This is a genomic window from Mycolicibacterium wolinskyi, from assembly GCF_002101965.1.
Classification (GTDB): domain Bacteria; phylum Actinomycetota; class Actinomycetes; order Mycobacteriales; family Mycobacteriaceae; genus Mycobacterium; species Mycobacterium wolinskyi.
Genome location: NZ_LQQA01000015.1, coordinates 195,271 through 212,623 on the forward strand (window position 1 = coordinate 195,271; position 17,353 = coordinate 212,623).

Annotated in this window: 22 protein-coding genes, 1 tRNA gene and 1 pseudogene; 4 read left to right on the forward strand and 20 right to left on the reverse strand. The window is 66.2% G+C overall.

Going from position 1 to position 17,353, the window contains the following annotated elements:
- Positions 1–2 precede the first annotated feature (2 nt).
- The 4 genes from AWC31_RS15345 to crcB (AWC31_RS15360) all read right to left on the reverse strand — a co-directional run bounded on the left by AWC31_RS15345 (position 3) and on the right by crcB (AWC31_RS15360) (position 2,177).
- Positions 3–272 (reverse strand): mycobactin biosynthesis acyl carrier protein MbtL, encoded by a 270-nt coding sequence (locus AWC31_RS15345; RefSeq protein ID WP_085145006.1) that lies wholly within the window; start codon positions 270–272, stop codon positions 3–5.
- An 80-nt stretch (positions 273–352) separates the two neighbouring features.
- Positions 353–1,417: a putative PII-like signaling protein gene (locus tag AWC31_RS15350; RefSeq protein ID WP_234816866.1), complete on the reverse strand. Its 1,065-nt coding sequence runs from the start codon at positions 1,415–1,417 to the stop codon at positions 353–355.
- Positions 1,414–1,782 (reverse strand): fluoride efflux transporter CrcB, encoded by a 369-nt coding sequence (gene crcB, locus AWC31_RS15355; RefSeq protein WP_067857518.1) that lies wholly within the window; start codon positions 1,780–1,782, stop codon positions 1,414–1,416. The genes AWC31_RS15350 and crcB (AWC31_RS15355) overlap by 4 nt, the downstream gene beginning before the upstream one ends.
- Positions 1,779–2,177, reverse strand: coding sequence for a fluoride efflux transporter CrcB (gene crcB, locus AWC31_RS15360; RefSeq protein ID WP_067857676.1), 399 nt, complete (start codon positions 2,175–2,177; stop codon positions 1,779–1,781). The genes crcB (AWC31_RS15355) and crcB (AWC31_RS15360) overlap by 4 nt, the downstream gene beginning before the upstream one ends.
- 79 nt (positions 2,178–2,256) lie before the next feature.
- Between crcB (AWC31_RS15360) and pgm the strand changes: the two genes are divergently transcribed.
- The 4 genes from pgm to AWC31_RS15380 all read left to right on the forward strand — a co-directional run bounded on the left by pgm (position 2,257) and on the right by AWC31_RS15380 (position 5,599).
- Complete coding sequence (gene pgm, locus AWC31_RS15365; protein WP_085145008.1) at positions 2,257–3,918, forward strand: phosphoglucomutase (alpha-D-glucose-1,6-bisphosphate-dependent); 1,662 nt, start codon at positions 2,257–2,259, stop codon at positions 3,916–3,918.
- Between the two features lie 31 nt (positions 3,919–3,949).
- Positions 3,950–5,215, forward strand: coding sequence for an MFS transporter (locus AWC31_RS15370; RefSeq protein ID WP_085145009.1), 1,266 nt, complete (start codon positions 3,950–3,952; stop codon positions 5,213–5,215).
- A 55-nt stretch (positions 5,216–5,270) separates the two neighbouring features.
- Positions 5,271–5,343: transfer RNA gene (locus AWC31_RS15375), tRNA-Ala, on the forward strand.
- A 67-nt stretch (positions 5,344–5,410) separates the two neighbouring features.
- Positions 5,411–5,599, forward strand: coding sequence for a hypothetical protein (locus tag AWC31_RS15380; protein ID WP_085145010.1), 189 nt, complete (start codon positions 5,411–5,413; stop codon positions 5,597–5,599).
- A gap of 312 nt (positions 5,600–5,911) precedes the next feature.
- Here the strand turns inward: AWC31_RS15380 and AWC31_RS38290 are convergent.
- The 16 genes and pseudogenes from AWC31_RS38290 to AWC31_RS15465 form a co-directional block, all read right to left on the reverse strand.
- Positions 5,912–6,940 (reverse strand): annotated as a pseudogene (locus AWC31_RS38290) (recombinase family protein); the annotation flags it as partial.
- Positions 6,941–6,991: 51 nt separating this feature from the next.
- A complete protein-coding gene (locus AWC31_RS15395; protein WP_085145011.1) occupies positions 6,992–8,371 on the reverse strand; it encodes a tyrosine-type recombinase/integrase in 1,380 nt (459 codons plus the stop codon).
- Positions 8,368–8,733, reverse strand: coding sequence for a helix-turn-helix domain-containing protein (locus tag AWC31_RS15400; protein ID WP_085145012.1), 366 nt, complete (start codon positions 8,731–8,733; stop codon positions 8,368–8,370). The genes AWC31_RS15395 and AWC31_RS15400 overlap by 4 nt, the downstream gene beginning before the upstream one ends.
- Positions 8,730–9,404: an ImmA/IrrE family metallo-endopeptidase gene (locus tag AWC31_RS15405; RefSeq protein ID WP_085145013.1), complete on the reverse strand. Its 675-nt coding sequence runs from the start codon at positions 9,402–9,404 to the stop codon at positions 8,730–8,732. Before AWC31_RS15405 ends, AWC31_RS15400 begins: the two co-directional genes overlap by 4 nt.
- Before the next feature lie 50 nt (positions 9,405–9,454).
- Entirely contained in the window at positions 9,455–9,805 is a 351-nt protein-coding gene (locus AWC31_RS15410) for a helix-turn-helix domain-containing protein (protein WP_234816868.1), read from the reverse strand.
- A gap of 161 nt (positions 9,806–9,966) precedes the next feature.
- Entirely contained in the window at positions 9,967–10,575 is a 609-nt protein-coding gene (locus AWC31_RS15415) for an antirestriction protein ArdA (RefSeq protein WP_085145015.1), read from the reverse strand.
- A gap of 115 nt (positions 10,576–10,690) precedes the next feature.
- Positions 10,691–11,020, reverse strand: a complete 330-nt coding sequence (locus AWC31_RS15420) for a hypothetical protein (RefSeq protein WP_085145016.1) — start codon at positions 11,018–11,020, stop codon at positions 10,691–10,693.
- A gap of 83 nt (positions 11,021–11,103) precedes the next feature.
- A complete protein-coding gene (locus tag AWC31_RS15425; RefSeq protein ID WP_085145017.1) occupies positions 11,104–12,138 on the reverse strand; it encodes a DNA-methyltransferase in 1,035 nt (344 codons plus the stop codon).
- Positions 12,135–13,148, reverse strand: a complete 1,014-nt coding sequence (locus AWC31_RS15430; RefSeq protein ID WP_085145018.1) for a replication-relaxation family protein — start codon at positions 13,146–13,148, stop codon at positions 12,135–12,137. Before AWC31_RS15430 ends, AWC31_RS15425 begins: the two co-directional genes overlap by 4 nt.
- Entirely contained in the window at positions 13,145–15,346 is a 2,202-nt protein-coding gene (locus tag AWC31_RS15435) for a type IV secretory system conjugative DNA transfer family protein (RefSeq protein WP_085145019.1), read from the reverse strand. The genes AWC31_RS15430 and AWC31_RS15435 overlap by 4 nt, the downstream gene beginning before the upstream one ends.
- Positions 15,339–15,596 (reverse strand): hypothetical protein, encoded by a 258-nt coding sequence (locus tag AWC31_RS15440; protein WP_085145020.1) that lies wholly within the window; start codon positions 15,594–15,596, stop codon positions 15,339–15,341. The genes AWC31_RS15435 and AWC31_RS15440 overlap by 8 nt, the downstream gene beginning before the upstream one ends.
- Before the next feature lie 166 nt (positions 15,597–15,762).
- Positions 15,763–15,909, reverse strand: a complete 147-nt coding sequence (locus AWC31_RS15445; RefSeq protein ID WP_234816869.1) for a hypothetical protein — start codon at positions 15,907–15,909, stop codon at positions 15,763–15,765.
- A gap of 50 nt (positions 15,910–15,959) precedes the next feature.
- Entirely contained in the window at positions 15,960–16,508 is a 549-nt protein-coding gene (locus AWC31_RS15450) for a hypothetical protein (protein WP_085145022.1), read from the reverse strand.
- Positions 16,505–16,738 carry a hypothetical protein gene (locus AWC31_RS15455; protein WP_133060165.1) on the reverse strand — a complete coding sequence of 78 codons (234 nt, stop codon included), beginning with the start codon at positions 16,736–16,738 and terminating at the stop codon, positions 16,505–16,507. Before AWC31_RS15455 ends, AWC31_RS15450 begins: the two co-directional genes overlap by 4 nt.
- A complete protein-coding gene (locus tag AWC31_RS15460) occupies positions 16,735–16,977 on the reverse strand; it encodes a hypothetical protein (protein WP_085145024.1) in 243 nt (80 codons plus the stop codon). The genes AWC31_RS15455 and AWC31_RS15460 overlap by 4 nt, the downstream gene beginning before the upstream one ends.
- On the reverse strand, positions 16,974–17,279 hold the full coding sequence (locus AWC31_RS15465; protein ID WP_085145025.1) for a hypothetical protein: 306 nt from the start codon (positions 17,277–17,279) through the stop codon (positions 16,974–16,976). The genes AWC31_RS15460 and AWC31_RS15465 overlap by 4 nt, the downstream gene beginning before the upstream one ends.
- Positions 17,280–17,353: the final 74 nt, after the last annotated feature.

A 17,353-nucleotide genomic window follows, 5' to 3' on the forward strand; every position in this document is an offset into this window, starting at 1 on the left:
GTTCACTGGTTACTCTGGGCGGCGGGCACTTTCGCCAGGATGGCGGCCTCCAGATCGCCCACGGTGTCGCAGCTCAGCAGGTCTTCTTCGGAAAGCGCCACGCCGAGCTTGTCTTCGATCGCCACCATGCCGACGGCGAATGCCACCGAGTCGAGGCCGACATCGTCGACGAGCCGCGAGTCCCGGGTCACCCTGCGGATGTCGACATTCATGTCGTCGCGCAAGATCTCGGTGAGGGCGGCGCTGATCGCTTCAGGGGATGTTGACTGCATGGGTTGGGACGGTACACCTGAAAGTAAAGTTAGGCTAGGCTTACATCAAGCTGTGAGGCTCCTGAAAGAATGCTGGGAACTCAGTAGTCGTATCGGCCGAGATCGGTGCTGCCGGAGCGGTATCCGGCATCGACCGTCGTCGCCGACGGAACCAATTCGGCGGTCACGAGGCCGTGATCGGCGGTGAGTGCGTCCACGATGTCGAACGTCGCGGCGATGCGGTCCGGGGTGTCCACCACGACCGTGGTCACCGGAACCTGGCGACCGAATTGAAACAACCTGTCGCCGTGAGGTTTCCCGTCACCGTTGAACCCCCAGACGCCACGCAACACGGTTGCGCCTCCGGCGGCGCCGGATTCCAACAGTCTGCGCACGATGGCCCGGTGGATGGGCACACCGCCGTGCAACGCGGTCTCGGACGTGTGGATCATGAGTTTCTGCCACCGCGCCCGGCCCTGCTTGTCTTGCCCCGGAAGCGCTTTCGGTCGACTCAATAGTTCGCCGTTGCTCTTGCACAGCTGCGCGCGTTCGACGGTGAACAGCGGCTCCGCCAACAGCTCGGCCAATTCTCCGAGCACCGCGGCAACCTGATCACCGGTCCCGATCGCGACGATCATCATCGGCACATCGGCGTTGGGGCTCAAGAATCGGGCGCGGCGCCGCTGTCCGTGCTCGGTGCCATCGACACCGAGGAACACGGTGGCACCGGCGAACCCGTGGCGATGCAGCACCGCGCAGACGGCGCGATATGCCGGCGTGCCCGCGACGCGGTGGTGGCGGCCGACATAGATGGTCAGTTTGGCCGTCTCGGGTACGGCCGCCGGTGATCCGGCGCTCACCAGGACAGCGCGCTCGAGGGTGATGAGCCCGCGGGGGACCATCTCGACTGCTCGGTCGGCCAGTGCCGAAATCTTGTCGGCGGTGTCGACCGCCGCGATCGCCACCGGCGGATCCTCGGACATGCTCAGCGTCTCGTCGCTGCGCAGCTGGCGGCGCGGACCGAAGCTGGCGATGCCGCGCAGCATGACACTGGTGGCGACGTCAGCCTCGCCGAACAGGTCGAGCAGTGCGTCGGCGGCGAACCGCCGCCCGTGGCGCTGCCGTTCGCCGAAGTAGGCGGTCAGCTTGAGGTGGTCTGCGCTCACAGCCGACCGCCCAACCACATGCCCAACCATGCAGCGGTCAGACCCAGTGCGACGCTGACCACGATGTTGGCGGCCGCGGGCCAGACTTGACGTTCCTCGGTGAGGCGCTGGGTTTCCAACATCCAAGTGGAGAACGTGGTGTACGAGCCGACGAAACCGGTGCCCACCAGGAGTGCGGTATGCGGGCTGAGCGCCAGCCCGGCGAGAAAACCGAGCAACAGCGCACCACTGATGTTCACGACGAGGGTGCCGAACGGGAAGCCGCGCTTGAGTCGCGTCGAGACGGCTCGGTCGATCAAGAACCGGCAGACCGCGCCGGCCCCACCGAGGAGCGCAACGCCGGTCCACACCAGTGCGGTTGTCATGCGCGCACACTCACCCGCCGCACCACGGCGGTGCCGATGACCACTGCGAGCAATCCTGCGACGATGCTGGCCGCCGTATAACCCGCGGCCAGCGCCCAATGCCCGTGTTCGATCATCGTTATGGTCTCGACCTGCATCGTCGAGAACGTGGTCAAACCGCCGCAGAAACCGGTGCCCAGCAGCGGCCTGCGGTAACTCGACACCGGCAGGCGTTCCAGCAGCCGGGTGGTGAAATAACCCAACAAAAATGCGCCGACGATGTTGACGCAGAACGTCGGCCACGGCCACCGGCCGGGATCGGGAGCCAGAAGCGTCTCAAGGCCGGCGCGGGCCAGCGTGCCCAGGGCGCCGCCGACGAACACGGCGGCAAGCTCTCGTGGGTCGTGGCCGAACATCCGAAACACGGAGTAAAAGTATGGCGGCAACTCGGCGACTGCCGCGCACCGACATTCGCCAGGGAGCAGAATCGAGATCATGGCTGCCAATCCACGAGCCGGACAACCGGCACAACCCGAGGATCTCATCGACGTCGCACAGGTGGTGACCGCCTATTACACCAAGCGACCCGACCCGGAGGACGTGGCGCAGCAGGTGGTGTTCGGCACGTCGGGGCATCGCGGTTCGAGCTTGGACGCGGCGTTCAACGAAGCTCACATCCTCGCCACCACACAGGCCATCGTCGAGTACCGCGCGGCGCAGGGCACCACCGGCCCGTTGTTCATCGGCCGCGACACCCATGCCTTGTCGGAGCCGGCGTGGGCGTCGGCGCTGGAGGTTCTCGCCGCCAACGACGTTGTGGCGATGATTGATTCGGCCGATCGCTACACGCCGACGCCTGCGGTCAGCCACGCGATTCTGACGTTCAACCGGGGCCGAGGCTCCGGCAGTACATCCTCCTCGCGTGCGGGCGACCTGGCTGATGGAATCGTCGTCACCCCGTCCCACAACCCGCCGCGCGACGGTGGGTTCAAGTACAACCCGCCCAACGGCGGGCCCGCCGACACCGATGCGACGGGCGCCATCGCCAAGCGGGCCAACGAGATTCTGCGTGACGGGCTCAAGCCGGTGAAACGCATGCCGCTGGCCCGTGCCCTGCAGACCGCGCAACGCCACGACTATCTCGACGCGTACGTCTCGGATCTGCCGAATGTCGTCGACCTGCATGCGATCCGTGCCGAGGGCATCCGGATCGGCGCCGACCCGCTCGGCGGGGCCAGCGTCGACTACTGGGGCGCGATCGCCGAACGGCACAACCTCGACCTCACCGTGGTCAATCCGCTCGTCGATGCGACGTGGCGGTTCATGACACTCGACACCGACGGCAAGATCCGGATGGACTGCAGCTCGCCGAATGCGATGGCCTCGCTGATCGCCAACCGGGAGAGCTATCAGATCGCCACCGGCAACGACGCCGACTCCGACCGGCACGGCATCGTCACGCCGGACGGCGGTCTGCTCAACCCGAACCATTACCTCGCCGTCGCGATCGACTATCTGTACACGCACCGGCCGAATTGGCCGGGCAGCACCGCGGTGGGCAAGACCGCGGTCAGCAGTTCGATCATCGACCGGGTGGTCGGCGGGCTGGAGCGAAAGCTCGTGGAGGTTCCGGTCGGGTTCAAGTGGTTCGTGGACGGGCTGATCTGCGGCAGCATCGGGTTCGGCGGCGAGGAGAGTGCCGGCGCGTCGTTCCTGCGCACCGACGGCTCGGTGTGGACCACCGACAAGGACGGCATCATCCTGGCGTTGCTGGCCTCGGAGATCCTCGCCGTCACCGGTTCGACGCCGTCGCAGCGCTACGCCGAACTCGCCGAACGCTACGGGGCGCCGACCTACGCCCGCATCGATGCGCCCGCCGACCGCGAGCAGAAGGCGCGGCTGGCCAAACTGTCGCCCGAGCAGGTGGCCGCCACCGAACTCGCCGGTGAGCCGATCACCGCGAAACTCACCGCCGCGCCCGGCAACGGCGCCGCGCTTGGCGGGCTGAAGGTGACGACCGAGAACGCGTGGTTTGCCGCCCGGCCGTCGGGCACCGAGGACGTCTACAAGATCTACGCCGAGTCGTTCCGCGGTGCCGACCATCTGGCAGAGGTGCAGCAGGCCGCCAAGGATGTGGTTAATACAGTCATCGGGTGAGTATTCAGCGAGAAGCGCAGCGGGATCGCGCGTGAGTTCCGTAGCGGAGGGTGACTGTTCCAGCCAGACCAAGCCGAACCTGCCCGGTGAAGTCTGGGTCCTGATCGTCGCGAATGCGGTGATCGCCCTCGGCTACGGTGTCGTCGCGCCGGTGCTGCCGTCCTACGCACGGCACTTCGGTGTCAGCATCAGCGCCGCGACCTTCGTCATCACCGCGTTCGCCCTGATGCGGCTGTGTTTCGCACCGGCGACCGGCATGCTGATCCAGCGCATGGGGGAGCGGCGGATCTACGTCAACGGGCTCGTCATCGTGGCCTTGTCCACCGGCGCCTGCGCCTTCGCACAGACCTATTGGCAGTTGCTGCTCTTCCGGTCGTTGGGCGGGATCGGCTCGACCATGTTCTTCATCTCGGCGCTCGGACTGATGATCCGGGTGAGTCCAGAAGACGCCCGTGGCCGCGTGGCCGGGATGTTCTCGTCGGCGTTTCTGGTCGGCTCGGTCGGCGGGCCGGTGCTCGGCAGCCTCACCGCAGGGCTCGGGCTGAGCGCGCCGTTCCTGATCTACGGCGCAGCCCTGCTCGTCGCGGCGGCCGTCGTGTTCATCAGCCTGCGTCACTCGTCGTTGGCCGCGCCCGACCCGGAGGAGGGCGACAAGGTCACGTTGCGCACCGCGCTGCGCAACCGGGCGTACCGCGCCGCGCTGCTGTCGAACTTCGCCACCGGATGGTCGGCTTTCGGCCTGCGGATCGCGCTCGTGCCGCTGTTCATCGCCGAGGTGTTCCACCGTGGTGCCGGCATGGCCGGGCTGGCCCTGGCCACGTTCGCGATCGGCAACGTGTCCGCCGTGATCCCTAGCGGCTACCTGTCCGACCGGGTGGGCCGGAAGATGCTGCTGATCGTCGGGCTCACGGCGGCGGGGATCTCGACGGTGCTCGTGGGCTTCACCGATGGTCTGACGCTGTTCCTCGTCAGCGCCTATATCGCGGGCTTCGCGACCGGCATCTTCACGTCGCCACAGCAGGCCGCGGTCGCCGACATCATCGGCAACAAGGCCCGCGGCGGCACGGCAGTCGCGACATTCCAGATGATGGCCGACGTCGGTTCGATCGGCGGTTCACTGCTCGTCGGCTTGATCGCGCAGTACCTCTCGTTCTCGTGGGCGTTCGTGATCAGCGGGGCGATCCTCCTCCTGGCCGCCCTGGGCTGGACATTTGCGCCCGAGACCCGCCCACGGCCGCCCGCGGAGCACACTCCGGCCCGCGCGCTCGGTCCAGAGGCCGGCGGCGAGGTCCCCTGACCAGCGATTTTGAACCAGGGGTAGCCGTGGTGTAACTTCGATGAGCACGACATCAGGGGCTATGGCGCAGCTGGTAGCGCACCACACTGGCAGTGTGGGGGTCAGGGGTTCGAGTCCCCTTAGCTCCACCCAAGAGACGACCATCGAACCCTTGATGGTCGAATATGTCCTCGGACGTAGGGATTCCTCGCCTGTGTGACGGCCTGGATCAGTGACGGTGGCGGTTTCGATGATCTCGAACAGTTCCGTGTGCTTGGCGCTGGCCATCGGTTGTTTTTCGGATGTGTCCAGGATGATGCGCTCGAAAAACGCCTGGTTGAAGTCACGACGGAGATTTCCGGGCGCCTGTGCGTACGCGGTAGCGCACTGGCTGATGATCCGTAGCACCTTCTCGATCATGGTCGCGTAGTCGATGGCAGCGGAGTTGAGTAGTGTCTGCTGCTGTTCGATCTGAGCTAGTTGTGAAGCGAGCGCGGTCTGCTTGTCGCGGGCGATGTCGCGCGGAACGGTACCGTCCATCGCCAGTTCGGCCCACTTGAGTCGCTCGCGCTTGATGTCGGCGACGCGACGTTGTAGCAGAGTCCGCTCTTGTGAGGATTGGGCGTCGTGCGCTGTCAGATCGTCGAGGAGGCCGGCCCGGATTGTCTCCAGGCTTGAGGCGGGGATTTTCGTGCCGGCCCACAACGACACGATGGCTGTTTCGACGCGTTCATCTGTCATGTAGGGGAGGTCGCAGCCGTTCTTGCGGTTGTGCCGGCCGCCGCAGAACCAGTAGGCGTATTTGCCGCCGTGCCTGCCCGTGGAGATGGCGTAGAGCAGTTTCGCGCCGCATCGACCGCAGTACAGTGAGCCGGCCAGGTAGTGCTGGCGCCGGTAGGACCGCTCACCGGATTGACGGTGTGCACTGAGGACCTGTTGCACGTGCTCGAATGTCGCTGTATCGATGAGAGGTTCGTGCTTGCCTGGGTATTCAACGCCTTCCCAGCTGACGTAGCCCAAGTAGTAGCGGTTGCGCAGGACGTTGTGCAGCTTGTTCGCCGGGAGCGGTCGCGCGGCTCGCTTCGCGGTCGAGCGTTGGCGCAGTCCCCGAGCTTCAAGTACGTCGGCGAGGTTGTACAAGCTCCAATCACCGGTGGCGTACTGCTCGAAGGCCCACACGATGTGTGGTGCGCGTTCTGGATCGGTACGCACGGTGCGGATTTCGTGGCCGTCGATGGTCTCGCGAACGTTGAGGTAGCCGATCGGTGCGACGGTGGGCGTGCCGCCGTTCTTCGCTTTCTGTCGCGCACCTTTGGCGACTTCGTTGGCGAGGTTTCGGCTGTAGAACTCGGCAATGCTTGACATGATGCCGTGGAGAAGTAGCCCACTCGGCGTTGTGTCGATGTTTTCCGTGACGCTGACAAGTGCGCATCCCGCGGCCTGGAGCGCAAGGTTGATTTGGACGTCGTCGGCGCGGTTTCGCGCCAGGCGGTCGACTTTGTGGACGATGACGTAGGTCGTTGGGTTGTGTGCGATGTGGGCCAACATGCGTTGCAGCGCCGGGCGTCCCACCGATCTTGCCGATTCGCCCGCGTCCACGAATTCTTCGATCACGGTCGCGCCCAACGATTCTGCCTTGCGCCGACAGGCATCTCGCTGCGCGGGGATAGAAAACCCTTCGGCTTCGTTGCCGCGCGTAGCTTGCTCGCGGGTACTCACCCGGAGGTATACGACCGCAGTTTTCACTGTGTCTCCTGTTCGTGGTCACTGGGATTGGGTAATACGCTGGTCTGATCGTCAGTTGTGGAGTGGGCCTACATCGACGCGTTCCGGTTGACGGCTATTCGTGACGGCTACGTAGCCAAGCAGGTGCGTGTTTGTGCGTGCTCGTAGTTGTGTGATTACAGAGGTCAGAGAGTGTCTGTCGCCTAGCATTTTTCTCCTCTTAAGCAGGGTGTCGAGGGTTCGAGCCCCTCCTGGCCCTCCAGAGATGATTGATGTACTGGTGACAACAGATTCGGCGATTGACGGCTGAATTTGACGGCTACGGCCACTGTCATCGGATGTAACGAGTAGCGCTTGACCAAGTCGGTCGAGCGCTGTTTGTTGTGTGGCGGTGTTGGCATGTTGGTAGATCTGCTGGGTTGTCGAGATGTGGGCGTGGCCGAGAATGAGTTGCGCATCGCGGGCGGGTGCGCCGAGGTCTTTGAGCAGGGTGGCGGTCATGTGCCGTAGATCGTGGACGCGTATGCGGCGCAGTCCAGCCCGTTCGCGAAGCGCGTGGAATGCCCGCACGAAGTTGCGCGGCCAGAGTGGCGAGCCGGCGGTCGTCGTCACCACCAGATTCCATGTGTTGGCTGCAGTGTTCTGTCGCGCTTGATGTCGTGCCAGCACCGTCCGCAGTATCGGTAGCAGTGGCAGGTCGCGCTTGCCCGCACTGGTTTTCACCGGACCGACCTGGAGCTGTCCGCCGATCTGTTGGAGTTGTTGGCGGATATGAATTTCGTTGCGGTCCCAGTCGACATCGCTCCATCGGAGGCCGAGCATTTCACCGCGGCGCAGTCCGAGGATCATCAGCAGGAGGTAGGCCGGGAACAAGGCGTCGTTTCTGGCTTGTGCGAGGAAGCGTGACGCTTCAGCGGCAGTCCAGGGTGTGCGGTCCTTTTTCTCCCACGCGGGGAGTTCGACCAAGCGAGCGACGTTGCGGGTGACCAATTCTTCGCGCATGGCGCGGGTGAGTGCGGCGCTCAGGACGGTTCGAGTGGCGCGCACCGTTCGAACCGAGTGGCCGTCGGCCAGTTGTCGGTTCAGGATCATTTGCAGTTCGGCGACGGATAGTCGCAGCAGCGGCTTCATGCCGAGTCGGGGTTTGAGGTGGTTTCTGATTACTGACTCGTAGAGTTCAATTGTCCTTGGTCGCAATGTGAGCGGTGCCACTTCGCGCATCCAGTAGTCAAGGTATGCCGCGATTGTCCATGATCGCTCCGGTACGGGCACGCCGCGCTGCGAGGTGGCCAGATATTCGTTCAACCGCGTGTGGGCTTCGCTTCGCGTTTTGCCGTAGACCCGTATGCGGCGGCGCCCACCGCTGGCGGTCGGCAGGTATGCGGCGCCTTCCCATCGCCCGTCTTTTCTCCGGTAGATGGTGCCTTCGCCGGTCGGTCGCCGCCCCGTCATGGGGCTTCTCCAGCGTGGCGCAGGGTGAGGACGAAGCGGTCGATTTCGGCGCGTGCGACAAAGCGGCGGCGGCCAATTGTCACGGTTGCGAGACTGCGTTGGTGGATAAGTCGGTAGAAACTCCAGCGGCTGATGCGAAGTTGGTTGCATGCTTCTGGGACCGTCAACAGTTCCTCGTGTCGATCCGTGAGTTCGAGTTGTGACAGGTAGTGCGCCAACTGCGTGTCGTCGAGTGCCTGGCCGTCAGCAAGTCGAAGTGCCGATTCGCCAAGAACCCGGAGGAGCCTGCGTGTTTGGGCGTCAATGCTGGCAGTGTCAGAGGGGCTACTGGCCCGGTGTTGCTTGATGTGGTCGGTGTTCATGCCGGCAGCGCTCCTTCCTCCGCTGAATCGCTGCGAGTATCTGGCGGAGGCAGTTCGACTTCGTTGTCGGCGATGAATGGGAGTGGTGCGGGCAGGTGGCGCAGGTGGTGGTGTTCGACGAGGCCGGTTTGTGTGAGTCGCCGACCGATGGTGGTTTCGCTGACTTGGAAGGTGTCGGCGAGTTCGCCGGTGGTGCGGATGCCGTTGTCCCACAGGGTCTTGAGGAAGGTGCGCGGGACGAGCAGGCAGTCGGCGAAGTAGTCGGCGACTTGTTCGGCTTGGGCGTCGGGGCTGGTGCGGCGGGTGCCGCGGTAGAGCATTGCTTGTCGGCCGTGGTCGATGATGTGTTTGAATTCGTGGGCCAGGGTGTAGCGGATGCGGGTCGGCGATTCGGCGCGTGAGAGCTGGATGACCCAGACTTGGCGGTTGGCGTCCCAGAAGCTGGCGCCCCAGAAGAGCTGGCCGATGTATTCGACGGTGATTTTGGGTAGGTCACTGATGATCTCGGTGGGGACGGGTCCGGCGGTGATGCCGTGTAGTTTGAGCAGCCGGTTGGCTTGGCGTTCGGCGATGCGCAGGGATTCGGCGAACGGTATGCGTCCGTGCGTGGGGATGAGGCTGCGCAGAGTGCCAAGCACGCTCCTGGTTGTTGGTTGTTGATGCTGATCCACGTACCCTCCTTCCACCCTGTGGGGTTGTTGTCTCGTTTGTTGTTCGGTTGTTATTCGTCTTCGCCGTCGATCGGTCCGGCGCGCTGGTCGAAGCTGATGCCGTAGCGCCGGGCGACGTCGGTGAAGTGGGCTTCGATCTCGTTGACCGCGGCTGGTGGCAGTTGGCGGTATTTGGTGCGCAGGTAGGGGCGCATGGTCGGCAGTTCCTGCGCGGCTACCCAGCCGGCGGCGGCGAACAGGTCGCTGGCCGGGATACCGAGCGCGTCACCGATGGCCTGCAGTGTCTCGGCCTTGGGGCTGACGGTCGTGCCGGTTTCGATGTGCCAGACCGTTGCGACGTCCAGACCGGCGCGCCGTGCCAGTTCGGCAACGCTGAGTCCCAATGCTTGCCGCTTGCGCATTACGATGTCAGTCAGGCGGGTGTGTTGTTTTGGTGTCATTTGCGTTGCCTCCGTTCATATTTCCCATTTTACGTCCGTTCATTGAATTGGTTCAATGCCAATTGACAATTTGACAACGTAAATCCATTGACGGACAAAGGATTTCCTTACCTCGCCGGTGGTCAAGTGCTGCTGTCGAACACCCAGATCCCGCCGCTGGGATCGGGCGTCACGTAGATGGCGCCGGATAGCGTCATGTCGCGGGCCATGGCGGCGGTGTCGATGCGGGCGTAGGGCTGTATGGCCTCGGGCAGTTTCTCCAGTTCCTCGGTGTAGCCGAGGTCGTCGGCGACCTGTTCGGCGTAGTCCTGGACGGAGTCGTAGTGGCCGAGGTAGGCCTCGGCGAAGTCGTCGAACCGTTCGGGTTCGGCTTCGTGGACATCGGCCCAGGCTGAGAATGCGTTGCCGTATTGGCGGATGCCGCGTGCGATGCGGGCGACCAGTTCGAGCGAGTCGTATTCGTGGATACGGCAGACGCCGAAGTCTTCGTAGTCGTGGATGGCGAATTCTTCGGCGTCGGGCTGGCGTGAGGTCGCCAGCATCGCTGCGACGTCGGCGTGCAGCTGGGCGGGGTCGCGGGCGGCGTCGATCCATCGGCCGTGCAGGACGCCGTTGTTGTAGTCGGCCAGGCTGGCGACGTAGATGGCCGGCGACGGCCGCGGTTCGCTGTCGTGTTCAGGCCCGGTGTCCGGCTCGTGGTCTGGATGCGGTGTGGGTGGTTGGTCATGCATGCTCACCTCCTTTCGTGGCATTGGTTGTTGTCGGCCCGGGCGGGAAACAGCGAGCGTGGTTGGCTCATGCTGTTCCCGTCCGGGGCCGATGTGAGCAGGCCCGGGTTGGGCGCTGCTAGGTGGCATCGCCTCCCTTCTGAGTGCGGCGGCTGGGCCGCGCTCCCTCGGCACCGCTGCTCGATGCGTCGGCATCGAACAGGGTGGCGATGGCCTGCTGGCGGGCCGCTGCTTCACGCTCGATTTCGGCGCGGGCGGCGGCTGCCCGGCTTTTGAGATCGGGATCGTCTTTGGCGCGAGCGATGTGCTCGGCAATGGCGATCTGAATCTCGTCGGTGATCGTGCCCTCGCGCAGCTGGGCAATGAAGCTCAGCTGCGCGTGCACGTCCGGCTTGAGCCGGATGCCAAGGGTTTTGACGCCCTTGACGGTGTCGTCCGGTGTGGACATAGCGACCTCCTCGGTGCGCTGCGGCCGGTAAACGCAGGCTGCGTTTACGGGTACGGCCGCATGACACCGACGAGGCCCCGCACTCATGCGGCAGCCTCCGCGTCCGTGGGCTGATGACGTGGGCGGGACCGGTTCTCGGCGATCCGCTGCCGGGCCAGGGCGGCGAAGTCGGGGTTGAGTTCGATGCCGAGCCAGTCGCGGCCGAGATTGTCGGCGGCGACGGCGGTGGTGCCGCTGCCAATGAACGGGTCGAGCACCAGCCCGGGCTCTGGGTCCGCGCGGCAGTCGCAGGTCGGGCCGAGCGCACCGCGTACCGCGGTGGCGCCGAGCGGGCGTACGAGGCGGCGGCGCCAGGGACGGCGGCAGGCGTGGCAGCGGGCTTCGGGGCAGCCAGCGGTGATGGCGCGGGTGGCGAGGGCCAGCGGGAAGGCGGCGTGGTGTCCGCGGTAGCCGGCGGTGGCCATGGTCCAGACGTCGCCGGGGTTTTTGCCCAGCGGGTGGCCGACGCGCCCGGCGGCTTTGAGTGCGTCGAGGCCGGTGGCGGTGTCGCTGTTGGGTCCGCGCCAGCCTTCGGGCGGCCGGGTGACCGTGTACGGGCGGCCAAGGCGGGAGCGGTGCGGCACGCGGATGGCGTCGAGGTCGAAGAAATACTGCGGTTGTTGGGCCAGGACGTAGACGTATTCGTAGGTGGCGGCCAGGCGGTCGGTGACGCTGATCGGCATCGGATTGGGTTTGGCCCAGACGATCTTGTTGCGCAGGATCCAGCCCGAGGCGTGTAGCCGCAGCGCCAGCCGCTCGGGTCCGAGCAGCAGGCTTTTGCGCGGCGCGCCCTGCGACGGATGGCTGGCGTAGGTGTCGCCGAGGTTGAGCCACAGGGTGCCGGTCGGGACTAGCACGCGGCGGGCGTCGGTCAGGATGGCTGCCAGCCGCCCGACCCACTGTTCGACGGTGGGTTCCAGGCCGATCTGGTTGTCGTGCTGGTAGTTGCGCAGCCGGAAGTACGGCGGACTGGTCAGCAGCATGTCGACTGACGCGTCGGGCAGACGGCGCAGCTGATCGAGCGCGTCGCCCACCAAAATCTCGGCGCGCGGTGGGGCCGTAAACCGGGTGCGGTTCATTGCTGGCCTCCGGGCTGCAGTGTCGGGATCAGTTGCTGGGGCGCGATAACGCGGAACAGGCGCGGCGGCAGGGTGCGGTCGGCGGCGATGGCGTCGCGCAGGGCGGCGCGGCGGGTCTCGGCCTTGTCGGGGTTGCGGTGGGTGACGCTCCAGATGACAATCGGAAAGCCGCCGCTGTCGTGTTGTTCGATGCCGCTGCGGCGGTAGGTCTCGTAGTCGTGGCATTTGCGCAGCAGCGTCGGCATGCTTTCGCTGCCCAGGTCGACCTCGATGAACCAGGCGCGCGCCAGGTCTTCGCCGGCGCCGGTCTCGGCGTACAGGTCGGCCTTGAGGACCTGCGCTGCGCCACCGGTCCCGGGATAGCGCCGCCACGCGGCCGGTTCGACCGTGCAGACCTCCAGCTCCAAGGGGCCGCGGCGGTCTGCCTCGATCAGCTCGAGGTGGGTGTCGGCGACGGCCAGGCGGTGTCGCACGAACCGCTCGCTGGGTTCGCGAGGGCGGCGTGTGGTGCGGCCGGTGCGGCCGCGCAGCAGTTGGTCGCCGACGACGTCGAGGTAATGGATCATGCCGTCCGATCCGGCGCGCACGCCGCCGATACGCCGTTCCAACGCGCCGAGCAGTCGCCACTCCCGCAGGCGCTCCAGGGTGCGGCGGGCGATGCGCGGACCGGACGTGGCGGCATGGTCGGCGAAATGCAGGACCGTGATTTGGCGGCCGGTCAGGAATTGGTGTTCGGCGACCGACCGCAGGATGGCATGGTCGCGGTCGCTGAGACGCGACGCGAGGGCAGCCAGGTCGGTGGGTCGGGTACGGTGCGGCGTGGCGGGCGGTGTGGTGCCCCGTGGGGCACCATCATTCGCCGACCCTAACCGGTCCGCTACGGCATCTGCCTGCGGAGATTGAGGGGCGATGGCTGCTGCGATCGGGTGAGCGATCGGGTGACTGCCGGTCGTCGCTTCGCCACCGCCCCTTTCCCCAACCCCGTGCTTCGTGGTATCCGGCACGGTCATTGCGCTGCCCTCCGACGGCGCGGCTGGCCGATCTCGCTGTCCGGGTCACCGGTGGTAGCGGTGTCGAGCAGGGCGGCAAAGCCGGCTTCGATCTCGTCGAGCGGTTGGCCGTAGCGTTGCAGGCTGCGGCGGCGGATGTCGTCGGGGTCGCTGGTCGGCTCGGGCGGGCGGCGGGTAATCCCCGAGGCCCAGGGCTGCACGGTGTTGTTGCGGACCAGGCTGGCGTAGACGTGGTGGGCGGGCAGACTGCTGAAATCTTCAGGCGTGAGGACGGATTGGCCGGCGGCCATGTCTTTGGCGTCACCGGCGTGCAGTTGAAAGCAGATCCGCGAGCGGGCGTTGTTTTTGAAGGCGTCGAGCATGGCCGGCGGCAACTGTTTTTGGTACTGGTGGGCCAGATGAAAGCCCGCGCCCAGGCTGCGGGCGGTGGCCAAGGCGTCACCGAGGTCAGTGGGCAGTTTCAAGTAGTCCTGGACTTCGTCGATGTAGATCATCACTGGATCGCGGCTGGCTTCCGGGGTCCCGGCGCGTTCGCGGATGGCCTGCCACAGCTCGGCCAGCACCAGCGCGCCGAGCAGCTGGGCGTTTTCGGGGCCGAGGACGCCTTTTTGCAGCGGCACCAGCAGCACCTTCTTCTCCCGCAGCACTTGGCGGACATTGAATTTCGGGTTGCGCTGAGCCAGCACGGCCCGCAGCTGTTTGCTCAGCAGCGGGCGCAGCTTGTTGCTCAGCGGCGCGACCGTCGAGGCCAGCGCGTCGGGCGACAAACTGTCGAACCACTGCCAAAACGGCCCGGCGGCGAACGGGTCGTCGCGGATCGCCTGCTGGGTCAGCGAGCGGCGAAAACCCGGATTGGTCAGCAGCAGCGGCAGCATGACCAGTGATGCGTCGCGGCGACGGGCCAGCACCTCCAGGCAATTGCGCAGGATGTCCGACGAGCGGGGGCCAAGACTGTCGCCGTAAAGCGCTTTGAAGGTGCCGAACAGACTGTCGGCCACCACGTCGGAGGTGCGGCCGTAGCGGTTCCGGCCGTCGAGCGGATTGATCCCAACCGGCGCCTGCGACAACGGATCAAGCAGCACCACATCGTCGCGGCGCTCGGCCGGGATGCGGGCCAACACGTCGGCGACCAGGTCTTTGGGTTCGATGACCACCACCGGGCGACCGGCCGTGAGGTCCTGCACGATCATGTTCAGCAGCAGGGTGGACTTGCCGGTGCCGTTGGGGCCGATGACCCAGGTGTGGCGCAGCGCGTCGGTGACGTTGTAGCCGATGGCCGAGGTGGTGCCGGGCGCATCGGCGTCGGCGATCACCCGGACACCGGCCGCCACCGCCGGGGTCGGGAGGACCGGGCGGGGGTGGCGCGGCGGCTGCCCCGGAAGCGGCTCGTCGCGGTCGTTGATCGGCCAGCCCGACAGCCGCGCCACTTCGGTCACGGTCAGCGGCTGCGACGGCGTGAACCCCGACCAGCTGGCCCGCGGGCGGTTGAGCCGGTCAGGCTTTTCCGGCCGCAATCGCAGGTGCACACCCGGCGCTTCGACCGTCCCGATAGCCGCCGCCAACCCGAGCAGCAGCACCCGGCGGCGCTCAGCGGTGACAGCGTGCACACCGATGCGCAGCGTCGCGGCAAAGGCGTGCTGGCCCAACTTGCGTACCAGCGCCTGGCGGGCCTCGCCGTCGCGTTCGACTCGGATACCGTGCAGCAGCTTTGACACCACCGGTTGATCGGCGCGCTGCGGCCGGGCCGGGGCCAGGCGAGGCTGGCGGCGCGGGCCGAGCACGATCTGGATGGCGAGCCGCTCGCCGCGCCCGACGCTGGTCAGGGCGTGCAGGATGGAGCGGCCCGAGGCCAGCGCGTCCGAGGGCTCCAGCGGCCGCGCGGTGGTGCTCAGGCGCAGCCGGCGGGCCGTGCTCACCCGCTGGCGGTCGCCGGGATCGGCACTGGTGACAACGGCCCCGGCGACCAGCTGTTCGACGGATCGGCGCACCGCTTGGGCGTGGCGCAGTTGGCTGCCCACCAGATATTCGACGCCGCTATCGTCGGCGCGGGCCTCCAGAATCAGTTGCGGCGCATGCCGTTCAGCGGCCCAGTGGCGCAGCAGGCCGAAGGCCGACAGTTCGGGCAACTGCTGGAGGAAAAACAGCTGCTGCCAGACCAGCGAGCCCGCATGCAGGGGTATTTCGGGCGGCTCAGTCATCGCTCACCTCCGCAGGATCAGCGGCGGCGGACGGATCGGCCGGTGGATCGGTCTCGACGGTCAGCGCGGCCTGGGCGGCCTTGGCTTCGGCGTCGAGTTCGGCTTCGCGCAGCGCCAGGGCGATGACGGCGCGGCTGAGCTTGCGCAAGTCGGGCGGGTCACGGCGGACACTGCGAATACTGATGTGCCGCTCGGCTTTTGGTCGTCCGCGGGTGCCGCGGCGATAGTTGGGGCGTCCGGTTTTCGACATAGCTGTCCTCCTTTCTGAATTACGCGATTTGATGACGATGAAGCTTTGAACGAATTCAAAGCGCGTCTGGACTTACTATCGTTTGAATTGATTCAAAGCTCAATAGCGTTGGCGCATAACACAACACCGACCGGAACGAAGGCTCTCGGGAACAAATCGCACTGTCTCACCAGCGATCCCGCCATGTACGAAATACAACAACCGCGCCGATCACCAGCCCGACAAGCGCCGCGATCCCCACCACCAGCATGAGCGTCGGCAAGACCGCTTCAAGCAACGAGGCCGCGCAGTAAAGGGCGAACGCGGCGATCAACAGACTGACGCAGCCCCCAACCAACCGATCCAGCCAACCCCCGCCCCCGCTCATGGCGTACCGCCGTGGCGCAGCTCGTCCAGCAGTCCGTGGTCGAAACCAGCTGTCACGCAGCCGGTCACGAAGCGGCGCTGATCGAGCGGGAAGCGCTGCGCGAACGCCTGCACGTAGGCCTGCCCAGTCAGATCGGCATGCAGCAGCCGCCACACCAGCGACCCCGGCGCGTGTCCGGCCGCTTCGAGTTCGCCCAGATGCCACAGCGACAGCTCCAGCTCATCGACCAACCCGAAATCAAGCCGGCGCCGGACATGATTGATGTCGTGCCAAAAGCGCAGCGCCCCATTGACTTCCGGACGCCCGTAGATCACATCGTCACTGTTTTCCGACGAGATCGGCAGCGGGCAGCCCGTCGCGAGGCTGCGGGCGTACGCCGCGGTCAGCGCCGGGTAGGCGTTCGGCGCATCCGGCACCAGCACGTAGCCGAACCCCACCTCGTCTTCCGTCTGGCGGGCCGCCTGCTCGATGAACCGGCCCAACACCTCGCTCGCCTCGGCCAGCTCACCGCCGCCAGCCGCCCGGCGGTCATTGCCGGCGGTCACCTCGCGGCCTCCGCCCGGATACGGCGCTCCGTGGCGGCATAGCTCCGCGCTACGCGCACCAGACCGGGCAGCGCCGCCACCAGGATGGCCACTGCCAGCCGGCATTCGCGGGCCCAGGGGCGGACAGCGGAACGATGTGTCAGCAATCGGTCCAGCCCGACCAGCACCAGGGCGTAGACGGCAGAGGCCGCAAGACAGACGGCCGGGAATGTCAGCAGCGGGCTCATCATGACGGCCACCGTTCCAGCCAGGCCAGCGTGTCCCCGGCAATCGCTGCCAGGTGCTGGTGCACGTGCCCGGTACTGGCCGGAGCCATGTCGCGGTGCACCGAGACCACGCTGTGCAGATCCGATAGCGCGGCCGTAATGATCTGGACTGCCCGACGGGCAACGTGTTCGGCGACGATCGGGTGGTCGCCGTGCGGGACGACGATCCGCTGCTCGTGCGGACGCCGCGACGGGCCGGTCACAGCCGGCCAATCTCGCTGGCAGCCGCCACCGTGAACTGGTCGACCAACAGATCGGTGCGCGCCATGACCTTCGGGTCGCCGCCGCTCTGGAAGGCCGCCTCACGGGACAGCGCCCCCACCAGCTGGGTGGCCACCAATGTGGCGTAGCCCTTGGCCTGGATACGGGCGCCGGTCACCAGGCCCTCGATCAGCTCCTCACCCTCGCGGTGGGCAAGCGTGCGGGCCTGCGCGCGGCTGAGGCCATGCGGCGACCTGGCTGTCGGCAGCCAGGAACTCTTGCGGGCAATGTCGTTCGGGGACATCAGATAACTCCTCGGGGTGTCGTTTCAGTAGGACACCTCGATTCAATGCGAGCGATACTGGCCTCGTCACTGAC